This window comes from Cupriavidus sp. H39, assembly GCF_050271075.1.
Lineage (GTDB): Bacteria > Pseudomonadota > Gammaproteobacteria > Burkholderiales > Burkholderiaceae > Cupriavidus > Cupriavidus necator_B.
In genome coordinates this window covers 171897-188764 of sequence record NZ_CP189848.1, presented here as the reverse complement: position 1 = coordinate 188764, position 16868 = coordinate 171897, and the positions used below count along the sequence as shown (strand labels likewise).

11 protein-coding genes are annotated in these 16868 nt (G+C 70.7%); 8 read left to right on the top strand and 3 right to left on the bottom strand.

What is annotated here, in order from left to right; translation table 11 throughout:
- Positions 1-131 precede the first annotated feature (131 nt).
- From ACOCMH_RS16330 to pbpC, 4 genes are all read left to right on the top strand, one after another.
- Positions 132-617 carry an Lrp/AsnC family transcriptional regulator gene (locus tag ACOCMH_RS16330; protein ID WP_427311955.1) on the top strand — a complete coding sequence of 162 codons (486 nt, stop codon included), beginning with the start codon at positions 132-134 and terminating at the stop codon, positions 615-617.
- Between the two features lie 109 nt (positions 618-726).
- On the top strand, positions 727-6795 hold the full coding sequence (locus tag ACOCMH_RS16325) for an MG2 domain-containing protein (protein ID WP_427311953.1): 6069 nt from the start codon (positions 727-729) through the stop codon (positions 6793-6795).
- The gene (locus ACOCMH_RS16320) at positions 6792-7496 is read left to right on the top strand and encodes a lysoplasmalogenase (RefSeq protein WP_427311951.1); all 705 of its coding nucleotides are present in this window, start codon (positions 6792-6794) and stop codon (positions 7494-7496) included. Before ACOCMH_RS16325 ends, ACOCMH_RS16320 begins: the two co-directional genes overlap by 4 nt.
- Entirely contained in the window at positions 7493-9718 is a 2226-nt protein-coding gene (gene pbpC, locus ACOCMH_RS16315; protein WP_427311949.1) for a penicillin-binding protein 1C, read from the top strand. The genes ACOCMH_RS16320 and pbpC overlap by 4 nt, the downstream gene beginning before the upstream one ends.
- Here the strand turns inward: pbpC and ACOCMH_RS16310 are convergent.
- Positions 9708-10631, bottom strand: coding sequence for a LysR family transcriptional regulator (locus ACOCMH_RS16310; protein ID WP_427311947.1), 924 nt, complete (start codon positions 10629-10631; stop codon positions 9708-9710). The two genes, pbpC and ACOCMH_RS16310, sit on opposite strands and share 11 nt — an antisense overlap.
- A 100-nt stretch (positions 10632-10731) precedes the next feature.
- Between ACOCMH_RS16310 and ACOCMH_RS16305 the strand changes: the two genes are divergently transcribed.
- Positions 10732-11745: an aldo/keto reductase gene (locus tag ACOCMH_RS16305; protein ID WP_427311945.1), complete on the top strand. Its 1014-nt coding sequence runs from the start codon at positions 10732-10734 to the stop codon at positions 11743-11745.
- Positions 11746-11804: 59 nt separating this feature from the next.
- Complete coding sequence (locus ACOCMH_RS16300) at positions 11805-12758, top strand: delta(1)-pyrroline-2-carboxylate reductase family protein (RefSeq protein ID WP_427311943.1); 954 nt, start codon at positions 11805-11807, stop codon at positions 12756-12758.
- Here ACOCMH_RS16300 and ACOCMH_RS16295 read toward each other — a convergent pair whose 3' ends face one another.
- On the bottom strand, positions 12759-13403 hold the full coding sequence (locus ACOCMH_RS16295; protein ID WP_427311941.1) for a TetR/AcrR family transcriptional regulator: 645 nt from the start codon (positions 13401-13403) through the stop codon (positions 12759-12761).
- Positions 13404-13591: 188 nt separating this feature from the next.
- On the opposite strand from ACOCMH_RS16295, the gene ACOCMH_RS16290 reads away from it, so the two are divergent.
- Together ACOCMH_RS16290 and ACOCMH_RS16285 are read left to right on the top strand one after the other, a co-directional pair.
- A complete protein-coding gene (locus ACOCMH_RS16290) occupies positions 13592-15580 on the top strand; it encodes an alkyl/aryl-sulfatase (RefSeq protein ID WP_427313307.1) in 1989 nt (662 codons plus the stop codon).
- Between the two features lie 268 nt (positions 15581-15848).
- Positions 15849-16571 carry an OmpW/AlkL family protein gene (locus tag ACOCMH_RS16285; RefSeq protein WP_427311939.1) on the top strand — a complete coding sequence of 241 codons (723 nt, stop codon included), beginning with the start codon at positions 15849-15851 and terminating at the stop codon, positions 16569-16571.
- A 61-nt stretch (positions 16572-16632) separates the two neighbouring features.
- Here ACOCMH_RS16285 and ACOCMH_RS16280 read toward each other — a convergent pair whose 3' ends face one another.
- Entirely contained in the window at positions 16633-16833 is a 201-nt protein-coding gene (locus tag ACOCMH_RS16280; protein ID WP_427311937.1) for a heavy-metal-associated domain-containing protein, read from the bottom strand.
- Positions 16834-16868: the final 35 nt, after the last annotated feature.

The window sequence follows — 16868 nt, the reverse complement described above, 5'->3', positions numbered from 1 at the left end:
CGGCAGCATGAATGCGGATTCACTGCGTAGTTTAGGCGCGCGGAGCCGCAATCTGTCCGCATAGTCCGCTTGTTTACGGAGGTTCATGCATATAATGCGCATTCAACGACCTACGGATGCGGGATTCATGTATGGCTGCCCAGAATATTTCCCTCGACGCCTATGACCTCGCCCTGCTCAGCGCGCTGCAGGCCGACGGCCGCACCACGCACCAGCAGCTGGCCGAGCGCGTGCACCTGTCGCCCAGCCAGGTCGGACGCCGGCTGGCGCGGCTGGAAGCCGACGGGGTCATCACCGGATACCGCGTCAGCCTGTCCTCGCAGGCGCTGGGGCTGGGCGTGGTGGTGTTTATCAGTGTCAAGCTGGCGCATCACGGCGACACCATCATCGAGCGCTTCCGCGAAGAGATCCTGCTGCTGGAAGAGGTGCAGGAGTGCTATTCGGTCGCCGGCGAGGCCGATTACCTGATCCGCGTGGTCGTGCCTGACCTGCCCACGCTGGCCGAATTCACCATGAAACGGCTGATGCGCGTGCCGGGCGTGGAGAGCGTACGGTCGAACATCGTGCTGACGGCAATCAAGTGCGAGGGCCCGCTGCCGCTGTCGCACCTGCGCTGAAACGTCTCCCCGGAACGCGCTGCCGGGTGCGCGCCGGTCTTGCGCTCCTGTGGCGTGCGTGTCACCCTCGCCGGGTGCCGCAAACGTGGCGGAAACGGAGGATGGCAGGATGAAGGGGATCGTCGCCCGAGCCGATCGGGGCCTTGGCAGTTCGCTGCAGCAATCGCACATGGCGCGGGCTTGCGCGGCCGTGGGCATGGCGGCCGTGCTGACCACGCTGGCCGGGGGCGCGCTGGCCGCGCAGGTGAGCCGTTTCTCGCCGGAAGGCACGGTCGGCCAGGTGCGGCAGGTGGCCATCCGCTTTGACGAAGCCATGGTGCCGATGGGCGACGTCCAAGCCACCGCGCCCGCGGCGGTCTCCTGCACCGGTGCCAGCACCAGCGGCCAGGCGCGCTGGATCGACGCAAAAAACTGGGTCTACGACTTCGCCAGCGACCTGCCGCCGGGCGTGCGCTGCACCGTGCGCATGCGTGCCGGCCTGCGCAGCGAGGCCGGCAGTGCCTATGCCGGCAAGGCGGAATACCGCTTCGAGACCGGCGGCCCGACCGTGGTCTCGAGCCGGCCGTCGGGCGGCGAGATCGAGGAAGACCAGGTCTTCGCGCTGCGCTTCAACGGTGCCGCCACCGCGGCCTCGGTGCGCGAGCACGCCTGGTGCCAGGCGCAGGGGCTGGGCGAGCGCATTCCGGTCCGGTTGCTGGCCGGCAAGGAGCGCGAGGCGGTGCTCGCGGCCATCCGCTGGGACCGTCTGGCCAAACCGGCGCCCGATGCGGTGCACCTGCTCGCCTGCCAGCAGCGGCTGCCGGGCGCGGCGCGGGTGCAGCTGGTGCTGGGCGCGGGTATTGCCACGCCCTCGGGCGTCGCCACGCGCGAGGAACGCCGTTTCGACTACACCGTGCGCGAGCCGTTTACCGCCAGCTTCAGCTGCGAGCGCGAACACGCGCAAGCCCCGTGCACGCCGCTGCGGCCGATGTCGGTAACGTTCTCGGCGCCGGTGCCGCGCAAGCTGGCCGAAAGCGTGGTGCTGAAGACCCCGTCGGGTCCGCGCGCGCCGCAGTTCGATCCCGACCTGGCGGCGGACGCCAGCGTCAGCGCGCTCACCTTTGCCGCGCCGTTCGCCGAGAAGGCGCAGTTCACCATCGAAGTGCCGCGCAACCTGCAGGACGACAGCGGCCGCGCGCTGGCCAATGCGGACCTGTTCCCGCTCAAGGTGGCCACCGCCTCGATGCCGCCGCTGGCCAAGTTTGCCGCGGCGCCGTTCGGCGTGGTCGAGCGCTTCGGCGAACTGCCGCGCGGCAAGCAGGCGGCCGACTATCCCCCGCTGCTGCCGGTGACGCTGCGCAATGTCGAAGCGGATCTCGCCGTGCGCGGCGTGCAGGCCAGGGCCGGCACCGTGATGAAGCTGCGCGTCGACGACGACGCGGCGGTGATGCAGTGGTTCGGCCTGGTGCGCCGGCTGCATGAGGCCAGCTATACGCGCGGCGAACTCGACGCCGTGCTGGCGGGCCGCGCGCCGTACCGCGTCAATAATCCGCGCAATGCGGTGTCGATCGAAACCCGCTCGGTGTCGCTGCTCGAGCGCGCCCCGGGCGTGCAGAAGCTGGCCGTGCCCAAACCTTCGGGCGATGCGCCGCGGCCGTTCGAGGTGGTCGGCATCCCGTTGCCGGAGCCGGGTTTCCATGTGGTCGAGATCGCCTCGCCGATGCTGGGCGAGGCGCTGCTGGGCAAGCGCGCGCCGATGTACGTGCGCACCGCCGCGCTGGTCACCAACCTCGGCGTGCATTTCAAGCTGGGCCGCAGCACCGGCAACGAGGACGATGGCAGCCGCAGCGGGGTGGCCTGGGTCACCGCACTGGACGACGGCAAGCCGGTCCGCGATGCCGCGGTGGCGGTGCGCGACTGCAGCGGACGCCTGCTTGGCGAAGGCCGCACCGATGCCAGCGGCGTGGCGCGCTTTGCCAAGCTGGCCGCGGCACCGCAAGGCGCGTGCGACCAGAACGGGCTGTCGGGCTATTTTGTCTCCGCCCGCATCGCCGCCACGCACCCGCAGGCGCGCGGCAAGGCCGACATGGCCTTCGTGATGTCGGACTGGAACCGCGGCATCGAGAGCTGGCGCTTCAATGTGCCCACCGACACCAGCGCCACGCCCACCGTGCGCGCCCACACTATCTTCGACCGCACGCTGCTGCGCGCCGGCGAAACCGTGTCGATGAAGCACCTGATCCGCGCCGAGACCGTGCAGGGCTTTGCGTTACCGCCGGCCAGCCGTCCGCTGCCAACGCGCGTGACCATTCGCCATGAGGGCAGCGGCCAGCGCTACGAGCTGCCACTGCAATGGCGCCAGACCGCGACCGGCGGGCGCAGCGCGGAAAGCACCTTCCAGGTGCCCGCGGCGGCCAAGCTGGGGGTCTATACCGTCGAGCTGGAAAGCCCGAAGGGCGATGGCGCGCAAGACGACGGCGGCGCGCGCAGCTACACCAGCGGCAGCTTCCGCGTCGAGGCGTTCCGCCTGCCGGTGCTCGCCGGCACGCTGCAGGTGGCGGGCAAGGGCGGTCCCGTGGTGGCACCGGCCGAACTGCCGGTTGGCGTCGAGATCCACTATCTTTCCGGCGGCGGCGCCGCCGGGTTGCCGGTGCGCATGTCCGCGCTGCTGCGCGACAAATACGTCAGCTTCCCGGGCTATGACGAATTCTCGTTCAACCCCCCGCGCGCGCAGCGCGAAAGCGGCGGCGACGAGGACATGGATGAGGACCAGCAGCGCGATGCCAGCGCCGACGGCCAGAAGCTGGTCGCCGACAAGCTGCCGCTGACGCTGGACAAGAACGGCAATGGCAGCGTGACGCTGCGCAAGCTGCCCAAGGCCGACGCCCCGCGCGACCTGGTGCTCGAAGCCGGCTTTGCCGATCCCAACGGCGAGATCCAGACACTGCGCCAGACCGTGCCGGTATGGCCGGCGGCGGTGGTGGCCGGCATCCGTACCGACGACTGGGTCTCGGTCAGGCAGAAGCTGGCGGTGCACGGCGTGGTGCTGGACGTCAACGGCAAGCCGGTGGCGGACGCCCCGGTCAAAATCAACGCGCGCGCCCGTATCACCACCTCGGCGCGCAAGCGCGTGGTGGGCGGCTTCTACCGCTATGACAACCGTACCGAGACGCGCGACCTCGGCACCGTATGCGAAACCCGCACCGATGCGCAGGGCCGCGCGCGCTGCGAGGTGGCGCTGGAGCAGGCCGGCCAGATCGAGCTGGTGGCCAGCGCGCGCGACAAGGACGGCCGTACCGCGCAGGCAGCCTCGACGGTGTGGGTGACGCGCCAGGGCGAGCTGTGGTTCGGCGGCGAGAACCATGACCGCATCGACCTGCTGCCGGAGAAAAAATCTTATGCGCCGGGCGACACCGCGGTGTTCCAGGTGCGCATGCCGTTCCGCCACGCCACCGCGCTGGTGGCGGTGGAGCGCGAAGGCATCTACCAGACCCAGGTGGTCGAGCTGCACGGCAGCGATCCCACCGTGCGCGTGCAGGTGAAGCCGGAGTGGGGGCCCAACGTCTACGTGTCGGTGCTGGCCTTGCGCGGGCGCCTGCATGAGGTGCCGTGGTATTCGTTCTTTACCTGGGGCTGGCGCCAGCCGGGCGAATGGTGGCGCGCGTTCCGCAGCGAAGGGCGCGAGTATGCGGCGCCGACCGCGCTGGTCGACCTGTCCAAGCCAGCCTTCCGGCTGGGGCTGGCCGAGATCCGCGTCGGCAATGCCGGCCACCGGCTCGACGTCGCGGTGACCCCCGACAAGACCAGCTATCCGGTGCGCGGCAAGGCGCGCGTGGCGATCCAGGTCAAGCTGCCCGACGGCAAGCCCGCCGCCAACGGCGAAGTCGCGCTGGCCGCGGTGGACCAGGCGCTGCTGGAGCTGATGCCCAACACCAGCTGGGACCTGCTCGACGCGATGCTGCAGCGGCGCGGCTACGGCGTGGAAACCGCGACCGCGCAGATGGAGATCATCGGGCGCCGCCACTACGGGCGCAAGGCGGTGCCGGCGGGCGGCGGCGGCGGCAAGAGCCCCACGCGCGAGCTGTTCGACACGCTGCTGCTGTGGAACCCGCGCGTGCAGCTCGACGCCGAGGGCCGTGCCAGCGTCGAGGTGCCGCTCAACGATTCGCTCACCAGCTTCCGCATCGTCGCGGTGGCGGACCTGGGCCTGGGCCGCTTCGGCACCGGCAGCGCCACCATTGCCGCCACCCAGGACCTGCAGGTGATTTCCGGGCTGCCGCCGCTGGTGCGCGAGGATGACCGCTACCGCGCCATGTTCACGCTGCGCAATACCACCCGGCGCGCGATGACGGTGCAGGCCAGCGCGCGCGGCACGCTGCTTGGCAACGAGACCGGCCTGCCGGTGCAGACCGTGCAGATCCCCGCGGGCGAAGCGCGCGAGATCGGCTGGGACGTGACCGCGCCCGCGCTGCTGGCGTATGCGCGCACCGGCACCGTGATGTGGGAAGTGCAGGCCAGCGAGCAGGGCACGCAGGGTGCCTCCGACCGCATCAAGGTGTCGCAGCAGATCGTGCCGGCGGTGCCGGTCACGGTGCAGCAGGCCACGCTGGCGCAGGTGGCGCCGTCGCTGTCGGTGCCGGTCAAGGCGCCGCCGGGCGCGCTGGCCGACCCGGCGGGCAAGGTACGCGGCGGGCTGCAGGTCAGCTTCCAGTCGTCGCTGGCGGGCGGCATGCCGGGCGTGCGCGAGTGGTTCCGCAACTACCCGTTCACCTGCCTGGAGCAGCGCGCGTCGAAAGCCATCGGCCTGAACGACAGCGCCGCGTGGGACGCGCTGATGACGCAGCTGCCGTCCTACCTCGATGCCAACGGCCTGGCTTCGTACTTCCCGCTGAACAGCGACAGCGACTACGGCAGCGAAGTGCTGACTGCCTACCTGCTCGCGGTGACCGATGAGGCGGCGCGCGCCGGGCAGGCGCTGCGCATTCCCGACGCGCAGCGCGCGCAGATGGAGCGCGGCCTGACCGACTTTGTCGAAGGCCGCATCCGCCGCGACAGCTGGTCGCCCGCCGGCGGCACGCAGTATCTGGAGGTGCGCAAGCTGGCCGCGCTCGAGGCGCTGTCGCGCACCGGCCATGCGCAGGCGCGCATGCTGGGATCGATCCAGATCCTGCCGGCGCAGTGGCCGACCTCGGCGTTGCTGGACTGGACCCTGCTGCTCACGCGCGTGCAGGACATTCCGCAGCGCGAGCAGCGCCTGGCCGAGGCCCAGCAATTGCTGCGCTCGCGCCTGACGGTGCAGGGCACGCGCCTGGCGTTCTCCACCGAGCGCACTGACAACTGGTGGTGGATGATGGCCGGCGGCGATGTGAATGCCGCGCGCCTGCTGGCGCTGGCGTCGGAGCTGCCGGGCTGGAAGGAAGACGCGCCGAAACTGGCCACGGGGCTGCTGGGACGCCAGGTGCACGGCGCCTGGGGCACCACCACCGCCAACGCCTGGGGCATGCTGGCGGTGACGCGCTTTGCGCAGGCGTTCGAAAAGACGCCGGTGGCCGGCACCACGCGCGCCAGCGTCAGCAATGCCGCCGACGCCGCACGCAGTTTCGACTGGGCGCGCGCGCAGCGCAGCGACGGCGTGGCGCAGGGCGGCATCGACCTGCCCTGGCCGGCTGCCGAAGGCGGCACGCTGCAGGTGGAGCACGCCGGCGCGGGCCAGCCGTGGGCCACGGTGCGCGCCATGGCGGCGGTGCCGGTGACCGCGCCGCTGGCGGCGGGCTACCGCATCCAGCGCACCGTGACGCCGCAGGAACAGGCGGTGGCGGGCAAGTGGTCGCGCGGCGACGTGTACCGGGTCAAGCTGGAGATCGATGCGCAGGCCGACATGACCTGGGTGGTGGTGAGCGATCCGGTGCCTGCCGGCGCCACCATCCTGGGCAGCGGCCTGGGCCGCGACTCGGCCATCGCCACGCGCGGCGAGCAGCGCCAGGGCGCGGCCTGGCCGGCCTATATCGAGCGCACGCCGCAGGCCTACCGCGAGTACTTCGGTTACCTGCCCAAGGGCAAGGTCTCGGTCGAATACACGGTGCGGTTGAACAACGCGGGCGACTTCGCGCTGCCGCCCACGCGGGTCGAAGCGATGTATGCGCCCGACGTGTTCGGCGTGGCGCCCAACGCGCGGCTGGCGGTCGGGGCGCGCCCATGAGCTGGCTGGCCGTGATGATGCCGGCGCGCGTGCGCGAGTGGTGGCTCGCGGGCACCATGGCCGGCCTCCTCTACGGTGCGCTACTGGTGCAGGTGGCGCTGGACCTGCCCGAGGGCGCGCCGCTGACCGGGCATATCGCCATGCAGCCGGCGTGGAAGACCGCGATGGCGCTGCTGCTGGCGCGCGCCGCGTGGTTCCACCGCGTGCCCGGCGAGCGCCGCTGGCTGGTTACGGCGCTGCTGTGCTCGGCGCTGGGCGATTTCCTGCTGGCGCTGCCGACGCTGTCGTTTTCATTCGTGGGCGGGCTTGGCGCCTTCCTGCTGGCGCACCTGGCCTACCTGCGCCTGCTGGTGCCGCTGGCCGGCGATACCCGCCCGCACCGGCTGATTGCCTGTGGCGCCATGCTCGGCGTGGCGGGCACCATGCTGGGCCGCTTCTGGCCCAACCTCGGCACGCTGACCGTGCCGGTCACGCTGTACGTGGGCGTGCTCGCCGCCATGGTGTGCAGCGCGCTGGTGGCGCGCCTGCCCACGCCGCTGGCGGCGCTGGGGGCGCTGTGCTTTGCCGCGTCGGACATGATGATCGGCATTGCGCGCTTCCTGGTGCCGTTCGAATCCTTCCAGCTGGGCATCTGGTGGACCTACGCCGCGGCGCAGGTGCTGCTGGTGGCGGGGCTGGTGTCGGGACGCACGCAACAATGAAGCGGTGCCTGTCCACAGTCGCAGTGGGGACGGCGCTGGCGTGGCCGGCGCCGGCAGCGGCCCTGCCCACGTTCGCGCAGGTGCGCGCCGACTGGCGCAGCGCCGACGTGGTGGTGCTGGACCGCCACGGCGAGCCGGTGGGCCGCGTGCGCGACGACTTCCGTGCGCGCCGCGGTGACTGGGTGGCGCTGGCCGACACCTCGCCCGCGCTGCGCACGGCCATCGTGTTGTCGGAGGACCGGCGCTTCTATGCACATAGCGGCGTTGACTGGCAGGGCGTGGCCGCGGCGGCGTGGGCCAACCTGTGGAACACGCGCACGCGCGGGGCTTCCACGCTGACCATGCAGCTGGCCGGCCTGCTCGATGAAGACCTGCGCCGCCCCGGCGCGCCCGGGCAGGGACGCAGCGTCACGCAGAAGCTGGGGCAGGCCGCCGGCGCCGCGGCGCTGGAACGCGGCTGGAGCAAGGACCAGATCCTCGAGGCCTATCTCAACCTGGTGCCGTTCCGCGGCGAACTGGTGGGCCTGTCGGCGATGTCGCAGGCGCTGTTCGGCAAGTATCCCGAAGGGCTCGATGCGCGCGAGTCGGCGCTGGCGGTGGCGCTGGTGCGCGCGCCCAATGCCCGGGCCGCGCAGGTGGCCAGCCGGGCCTGCGGCATCCTGCGCGAGATGCGCCTGCCGCGCGAGTGCGACGGCCTGGAGGGCTTCGCGCAACTGGCGCTGCTGCGCACCGGACCGGTGGCGCAGCGCGCCGCCGCGGCCATGCCGTCAGCGGGCGCGGCCCAGCTCGCGCCGCACCTGTCGCGGCGCTTGGTCGGCGAGGCGCGTGCCCAACTGGTGGCCGGCGCCGCCATGCCCGCGCGCATCGCCTCGACGCTCGACGCCCGCCTGCAACGCGCTGCCGTCGCCAGCCTGGACCGGCACCTGCGCGAACTGGCCGGGCGCAATGTCGAGGACGGCGCGGTGGTGGTGATCGACAACGCCACTGGCGACGTGCTGGCCTACGTGGGCTCGTCCGGCGCGCTGTCCGGCGCCGCGCAGGTGGACCACGCGGCGGCGCTGCGCCAGGCCGGATCGACGCTCAAGCCATTTCTGTACGCGCAGGCGCTGGAAGAAAAGCGGCTCACGGCGGCTTCGCTGCTGGACGACCGGCCGGTGAACCTGCCGGTCGGCGGCGGCCTTTACGTGCCGCAGAACTACGACCACCGCTATGCCGGCTGGGTCAGCCTGCGTGCGTCGCTGGCGGCATCGCTGAACGTGCCGGCGGTGCGCACGCTGGTGATGGTGACCCCGCACCGCTTCCACAAGCGCCTGGTGGCGCTGGGGCTGCCGCTGACCGAGGCGGGCGACTACTATGGCTACAGCCTGGCGCTGGGCAGCGCCGACGTGTCGCTGCTGGCGCTGACCAATGCCTACCGCGCGCTCGCCAATGGCGGCAGCTACGCGCCGCCACGGCTGCGGCAAGGGGCGCCGGCCACGCCGGCAAAGACCGTGATGCAGCCCGGGGCAAGCTATGTGGTCGCCGACATCCTGTCTGACCGCCACGCCCGCGCCCGCACCTTCGGGCTCGACAGCCCGCTCACCACGCGCTTCTGGACCGCGGTGAAGACCGGTACCAGCAAGGACATGCGCGATAACTGGTGCATCGGCTGGTCGCAGCACTACACCGTGGGCGTGTGGGTCGGCAATGCCAGCGGCGCCAGCATGCGCGACGTCTCAGGCGTGTCGGGCGCGGCGCCGGTATGGCATGACGTGATGGAAGTCCTGCACCGCGCGCGCCCCAGCCAGGCGCCCGCCATGCCCGCCGGCGTGGAGCGCGTGGCGCTGAGCTTCGACGACGGGCTGGAGCCCGCGCGCGATGAAGTGTTCCTGGCGGGCACCGCGATCCGGCGCGTCAGCGTGGGCGCACCGGCCGCGCGCACGGCGGCCCCGATGATCGCCACGCCCGCCGACGGCACGGTGTTTGCGCTGGATCCCGACATGCCGCCGGCCTCGCAGCGGGTATGGTTCCAGGCGCAGGGCGTGGCCGGCCAGCCGGCGCGCGCGGTCAGCTGGCGCATGGACGGCAAGCCGCTCGGACGCGGCGGCGAGGTGGCATGGCTGCCGTGGCCGGGCCGGCACCAGGTGGAACTGCTCGATGCCGCCGGCAAGGTGGTGGACCGCATCGGCATCGAGGTGCGCGGTGCTTCGGTGCGCGCGCCCGTGCCCGCGGCTAGGCGCTGAGGCCTGCGCGCGCTTTCAGGAAATCGACGAATACGCGCAGCTTGGGCGGCATCAGCACGCGGCTCGGGTAATACAGGTAGAGCCCGTCGAACGGCGGCAGCCAGGGATCGAGCACGGTGACCAGCCGGCCGTTGTCGAGCGAGGGCTGGATATGCACCGGGAATTCGTGGATCAGCCCGATCCCGTCGAGCGCCGCCTGGTGCAGCAAGGTCCTGTCGTTGGCGATCAGCGCGGCGCGCGTATCCATGGTGAAGGTGCGGCCGTCTTCGACGAACTCCCAGCGATAGATGCTGCCATGGGGCCCGAAGCGGTAGTGCAGGCAGAGGTGCGCGTGCAGGTCGCGCGGATGGCGCGGCGTGCCGTGGCGCGCGAGGTAATCGGGCGAAGCCGCCACCACCATGCGCAATGGGCCTGTGACCGGGATGGCAACCATGTCGCGCTGCAGGGCCTCGCCCAGGCGCAGGCCGGCGTCAAAGCCTTCGGCGACCAGGTCGGCGAAGCGGTCGTTGGTGACCACGTCGACGGTGAGACCGGGAAAGGCGCGCATGAAGTCGGCCAGCAGGGGCCGCAGCACCAGCGCGCCGGCGGTGGTTGGCGTGGTCAGCCGCAGCGTGCCGGCGGGCAGGTCGCGCTGCTGGCGGATATCGTCGGTGGCGGCCCCGATCTCGGCCAGCGCCGGTTCCACGCGCGCCAGCAGCGCGGCACCGGCCTCGGTCAGGCCGACGCTGCGGGTGGTCCGCTGCAGCAGCCGCACGCCCAGGCGCGTTTCCAGCTGGCGGATGGTCTGCGACACCGCCGAAGGACTGACGGCCAGCGCGGTGGCCGCGGCGGTAAAGCTTCCCAGCCGGGCCACGCGGGCGAAGGCGGCGAGCGCGGGCAGTGAATCAATATCGATTGTGAAGTCTGGCTTCATGATGCATGCAGCGTAGCACGCTGTTTCCTGGCGGGTCGAGTGCCCATACTTGCCGCATCCCATGCACCGCCGGCATGCCGCCGGCCAACCGGAGCCCTCGATGACCGCCAACGCCATTTCCACCTCATTGCGCCAGCTGGGCGAGACCGGCCCCAGCGTCTTTCCGCTCGGCCTCGGCTGCATGGGCATGAGCGACTTCTATGGCGCGCACGACGACGCCGAGTCGATCCGCACCATCCACCACGCCCTGGAGCGCGGCATCAACCTGCTCGACACCGCCGATATCTACGGCCCGCACACCAACGAGGCACTGGTGGGCCGCGCCATCGCCGGGCGGCGCGGGCAGGTGGTGCTGGCGACCAAGTTCGGGCTGGTGCGCGACCCCGCCAACCCCGCCACGCGGGGCGTCAATGGCCGGCCGGACTATGTGCGTGCCAGCTGCGAGGCCAGCCTGAAGCGCCTGGGGACGGACCACATCGACCTGTATTACCTGCATCGCGTGGATCCGGCGGTGCCGGTCGAGGACACCGTCGGCGCCATGGCGGACCTGGTGCGGGCCGGCAAGGTACGCTGGCTGGGATTGTCCGAAGCCAGCGCCGCCACGCTCGAACGCGCACACCGGGTGCATCCGATCACGGCGCTGCAGAGCGAATACTCGCTGTGGACCCGCGACGCCGACGAGGACGGCGTGCTCGCCGCCTGCGCGCGCCTGGGGATAGGCTTCGTTCCTTATAGTCCGCTCGGGCGCGGCTTCCTGACCGGCGCGATCCGCAGCCCGGAGGACTTTGACGCGGACGACTTCCGCCGGACCAACCCGCGCTTCATGGGCGAGAACTTTGCGCGCAACCTGGCGCTGGTCGACAAGGTGCGCGCGCTGGCGGCGGACAAGGGCTGCACGCCGGCGCAACTGGCACTGGCCTGGGTGCTGGCGCGCGGGCCGCAGGTGGTGCCGATCCCGGGTACGCGCCGCATCGCCAACCTGGACGACAACCTCGGCGCGCTGGCGGTGCGGCTGGACGCACGCGACCTGGCCGATATCGACGCGGTGTTTCCGGCCGGCGCAGCGGCGGGTACGCGCTATGCGGCGCAGGTGATGGCGTTGCTGGCGGGCTGAAGCGCGGGCGCGGCCATGCGCAATAATGGCGCTTCGCCACGTCCTGCCGGAGCCCGCGCATGTCCCTCGTCCCCCTCGATGCCGCCACCACTGCCGCGCGCCTGCCGTATCCCGAACTGGCGCAAGCCATCGCCGACATGCTGGCCGAGTTGCGCGACGGCACCGCCATGGCGCCGCCGCGCATCGCGCTGCCGGTAGGCGACGCGCAAGGCGGCGAGGGCACGCTGCTGGTGATGCCCGCGCGCAACCGCAAGCTGGTGATGACCAAGAACATCACTGTCCATCCCGGCAACCCGCAACGCGGGCTGCCCAGCATCCTCGGCGAAGTGGTGGTGGCCGATGCCCATACCGGCGCGCGCATCGCCATGCTCGACGGACCGACCGTGACGGGGCGGCGCACCGCGGCGGTGTCGCTGCTGGCGGCGCAGCGCTTTGCCGCGCGCCCCGACGGCGAACTGCTGATCGTCGGCGCGGGCGTGCAGGCGCTGACGCACCTGGAGGCCTTCGTCGCCGGGCTGGGCGTGCGCAAGCTGTGGCTGCATTCGCGCACGCGCGACAAGGCCGACGCGCTGGTCGCGCATGCCCGGGCGCTGGGGGTGGAAGCGCAGGTGGCGGAGTCGGTCGCGGCGGTGTTGCCGCGCGTGTCGATGGTGGTCACGGTCACGTCGAGCCGCACGGCAGTGCTGCCGGACCTGGACAGCGGCCTCTGGCGCGACCATCACTTCATCGCCGCGGTCGGCGCGTTCCGGCCCGACATGTGCGAGCTGCCGCCGGCGCTGTGCCACGCCGCCGCCGGCCATGGCCGCCTGCTGGCCGACACCCTGTTCGGCATCGAGGACGAGGCCGGCGACCTGCTGCAGGCCGGCATCGACTGGGCCGACGTGCAGCCGTTCGAGACCGCAATCCTGCAGGCGGACGCCATTCGCACGCGGGCGGGCAGCCCGCTGGTATTCAAGAGCGTGGGCTATGCGCTGTGGGACCTGGCGGCGTGCGTGCTCGCCAGCCGCGCCTGATCAGCCGCCGCGGTCGCGGCTGCGCAGCCAGTCGCCGAACAGCTCGCGCGCCGGCGCCAGGAAGGCGGCGATCGGTTCGCTGCGGTCGCTGGCGTACCAGTGGCAGTAGCAGCCGTGGATGGTCGCGATCATCAGGCGCGCCATCGGCGCGGGCAGCGGACGGCCGGGGGCCGACAGCGCCTCGACCAGTTCCCGCACGTGGCTGTCCCAGCTGCGGCGGATTTCTTCGCGCACGCTGGCCGGCACGCTGCCGGAGAACAGCAGCGCCAGCACCACACCCTTGGCTTCGGGGTTGGCGGTGAAATAGTCGGCGACCCGGTCGAACGTATTCTCGAGCCGCCGTGCCGCGGTCCTGCCGTGGCGCGGCTCCGCGCCCAGTTCCTCGCCGATCTGCCGGAACAGGCTGCTGGCGGCCTCGGCCAGCAGCATTTCCTTGCTGCCGAAATGCCATAGCAGGCTGCTCTTGGCCACGCCGGCCTCTGCGGAAATCTGGTCAAGGGTGACCTCGGCGTAGCCGTGCGCGCTGATCAGCCCGCACGTGACGGTGATCACGCGTTCGCGGGTTTCCAGGCCGCGCCGGTTCTTGGCGACGGGCGCGGGAGGGTTCTGGGCGGCGGGGCTGGCGGCCGGGCGGGTCGAGGGCATTGGATGGGGGCGGCAAGAAGTGGAGGAAGACGGTCGCTGGCGGCAGGGTCCGATCTGCGCCGGGAGTCTATTTGACAGTAGACGAGGTCTGCCACCAAACTCCTGAATTGTACTGAACGTTCAGCACAATGACATAAGCGTTTGGCGGTCGACCACCGACGCCCGGCGCAGCATTCCAGGAGACCATGATGCCGTACCCCACCGCCTTTGCCGCCGCCGCTGCCGCCCTGGCCGCAGCCGCCTTCACCCTTGCCGGTCCCGCCAGTGCCGCCGCCGGCCCGGCCACGGCAGGCAACCCGGCCACCGCTGCCACCGCGCGTGCCAACGCGGCCGTGCTGCAACAGCTGCCGTTCCAGGACCGGCGCGATTTCGAGGTGGCGCGCCGGGGCTTTATCGGCACGCTGGACCAGACCGAGATCCGCGACGCCAAGGGCAATGTGGTGTGGGCGCTCCAGCCCTACGACTTCCTCAAGCAAGACACGGCGCCGCCCACGGTGAACCCCAGCCTGTGGCGCCAGGCCCAGCTCAATCTGCACCACGGGCTGTTCCAGGTGACGGACCGGATCTACCAGGTGCGCGGCTTCGATATCGCCAACATGACCATCATCGAGGGCGATACCGGCCTGATCGTGATCGACCCGCTGACCGCGACGGAGACCTCGCGCGCCGGCCTGGATCTGTACTTCAGGCACCGGCCGCGGAAGCCGGTGGTGGCGGTGATCTATACCCACAGCCATGGCGACCACTTCGGCGGCGTCAAGGGCGTCGTCAGCGAAGACGACGTCAAGGCAGGGCGGGTCAAGGTGCTGGCGCCTGAGGGTTTCATGGAAGAGGCCGTCAGCGAGAACGTCTTCGCCGGCAACGCCATGAGCCGTCGCGCGCAATACATGTATGGCTTCAACCTGCCGCGCTCGGCCACCGGGCAGGTCGATGTGGGGCTGGGCAAGGCCGTGGCGCATGGCACCCTGACGCTGATCGCGCCGACCGACCTGATCCACAAGACCGGCGACACGCGCACCCTCGACGGCGTGCAGATCGAGTTCCTGATGGCGCCCGGCACCGAGGCTCCGGCCGAGATGCTGATGTACTTCCCGCAGTGGAAGGCCTTGTGCGCGGCCGAGGATGCCACCCACAACCTGCACAACCTCTACACCCTCCGCGGCGCCCAGGTGCGCGATGCCAACCAGTGGTGGCGCGCGCTGGACCAGACCATCGACCGCTTCGGCGCACGCACCGACGTCCTGTTCGCCCAGCACCACTGGCCCACCTGGGGCCGCCAGGAGATCGTCACTTACCTCGGCAAGCAGCGCGACGGCTACAAATACATCCACGACCAGTCGTTGCGGCTGGCCAACCTGGGCTATGTGCCGGCGGAGATCGCCGAGCGCGTCAAGCTGCCGCCGTCGCTGGCCAGCGAATGGCACCTGCGCGACTACTACGGCACCGTCAGCCACAACGCCAAGGCGGTGTACCAGCGCTACCTGGGCTGGTATGACGCCAACCCGGCCAACCTGAACCCGCTGCCCCCGGAAGAGGCCGGCAAGCACTATGTCGAATTCATGGGCGGCGCGGCGCGCGTGCTGGAGCAGGCGCGCGCCGCCTATGCGCGCGGCGAGTACCGCTGGGTGGCCGAGGTGGTCAAGCATGTGGTCTTTGCCGACCCGTCCAACCAGGCGGCCCGCCAGCTGGAGGCCGACGCGCTGGAGCAGCTCGGCTACCAGGCGGAATCGTCGACCTGGCGCAACGCCTACCTGAGCGGCGCCGCCGAGCTGCGCGCGGGCCCGCCCAAGACCGGCCGCCGCGCCGGCAGCCCGGACGTGCTGCGCGCGATGACCGACACCATGTTCCTGGACTACCTGGCGATCAGCCTGAACGGCGACCGTGCCGCCGGCAAGACGCTGGCGCTGAACTGGGTACAGCCGGACACCGGCAAGCGTTTTGCGCTGACCGTGGAAAACGGCGTGTTCCGCTACAAGGCCGACGCGCAGCATGCCTCGCCGCAGGCCACGCTGACCATGCCGCGCGCGGTGCTGATGGGCGTGCTGGCCGGCCAGACCACGCTGCAGGCGGAGACCCAGGCGGGCCGCGCGCGCGTCGAGGGCGACGCGCAGGTGCTGGCGGCGTGGGCGGGGCTGATGGACAAGTCCGAGCCGAACTTTGCCATCGTGACGCCCTGACGCCGTCCCGGGCTCCGGCGCGCGGCTGCTGTTGCGCGCCAGGCCGCTAAAACCGCTTCCATGTGAGGGTTTTTTCCGCCGTGCGGCATAAACCGTTGCGTGGACGCTGCGGACGGTCGCCTCGGTGGGCCGCGGCCGCCGCTTTTTTTCATGGTTAACCCTCCCTTTAGGGGGCGTCCTCTACGAATCCGTGTCATTGATGAAACAACCGCGCGCAGGCTGGCCGGATAATGCACGCGGCAGTTACCGAAAGAGGAGTAAGAGGATTATGAAATCGACCTATAAGAAGATGCTGGCCGCGGGCGCCGTGATGGCGCTGACCGGAGCCGCGCACGCGCAGTCCGCGGGCAGCAATATCGTCAGCATGGGCTGGTTCCGCGTGATGCCGAACAGCTCCGCCGATCCGCTCACCGTGGACAGCATTGGCGGCCGCCCGGTCGGCATCACCCGCCCAAATACCGGCGCGAAAATCGAGTCCGCCGACACGCTGGGTCTGGCCTTTAGCCATTACTTTACCGACAACATCTCGGGCGAGATCATCGCGGGCATTCCGCCGAAGCATGATGTCAAGGGCACCGGCAACTACGCCCAGTATGGCAAGCTCGGCTCGGTCAAGCAGTGGAGCCCGGCGCTGCTGGTCAAGTACCACTTCTTCGACGCCAAGACCAAGTTCCGCCCCTATGTCGGCATCGGCGTGAATTACACCTGGTTTACCGACGAGACCATTACCAACCAGAACTTCGTCAACCGCGAGTTCGCGCCCGGCGCACGCATGACCGCCAGCGCCAAGCCGTCGTGGAACCCCGTGTTCAATATCGGCGCCAACTACGCCATCAACGACAACTGGTTCGTCGGGCTGTCGGTGTCGTATGTGCCGCTGTCGACGCGCGCGTCGTTCACCACGCAGGCGGGCCCGGTGACGATCCAGTCGCACACCAAGATTAAGATCGATCCGGTGGTGACGTTCCTGAACGTGGGCTACCGCTTCTGAACGGGGCACACGTCAAGCAAAAGGGCGCCCGGGGGCGCCCTTTTTGCTGGGTGACGACGGCTTACGCCGCCGACCTGACCGGGTAGCCGGCCGCCTCGATGGCCTGGCGCAACGCCTGCGCGTCAGCGCCGCTGTCGACGCGCACGGCCTGGGCCGGCACATCGGCGCTGACGCGCGCGGCGGGATCGACCGCCTGCACGGCACGCGTGATGGCGCCGACGCAGTGGTTGCAAGTCATGCCTTCAACCTGGAACTGGATCATGTTGGAACGCTCCTGAACGGGATGGAAACGCGGTA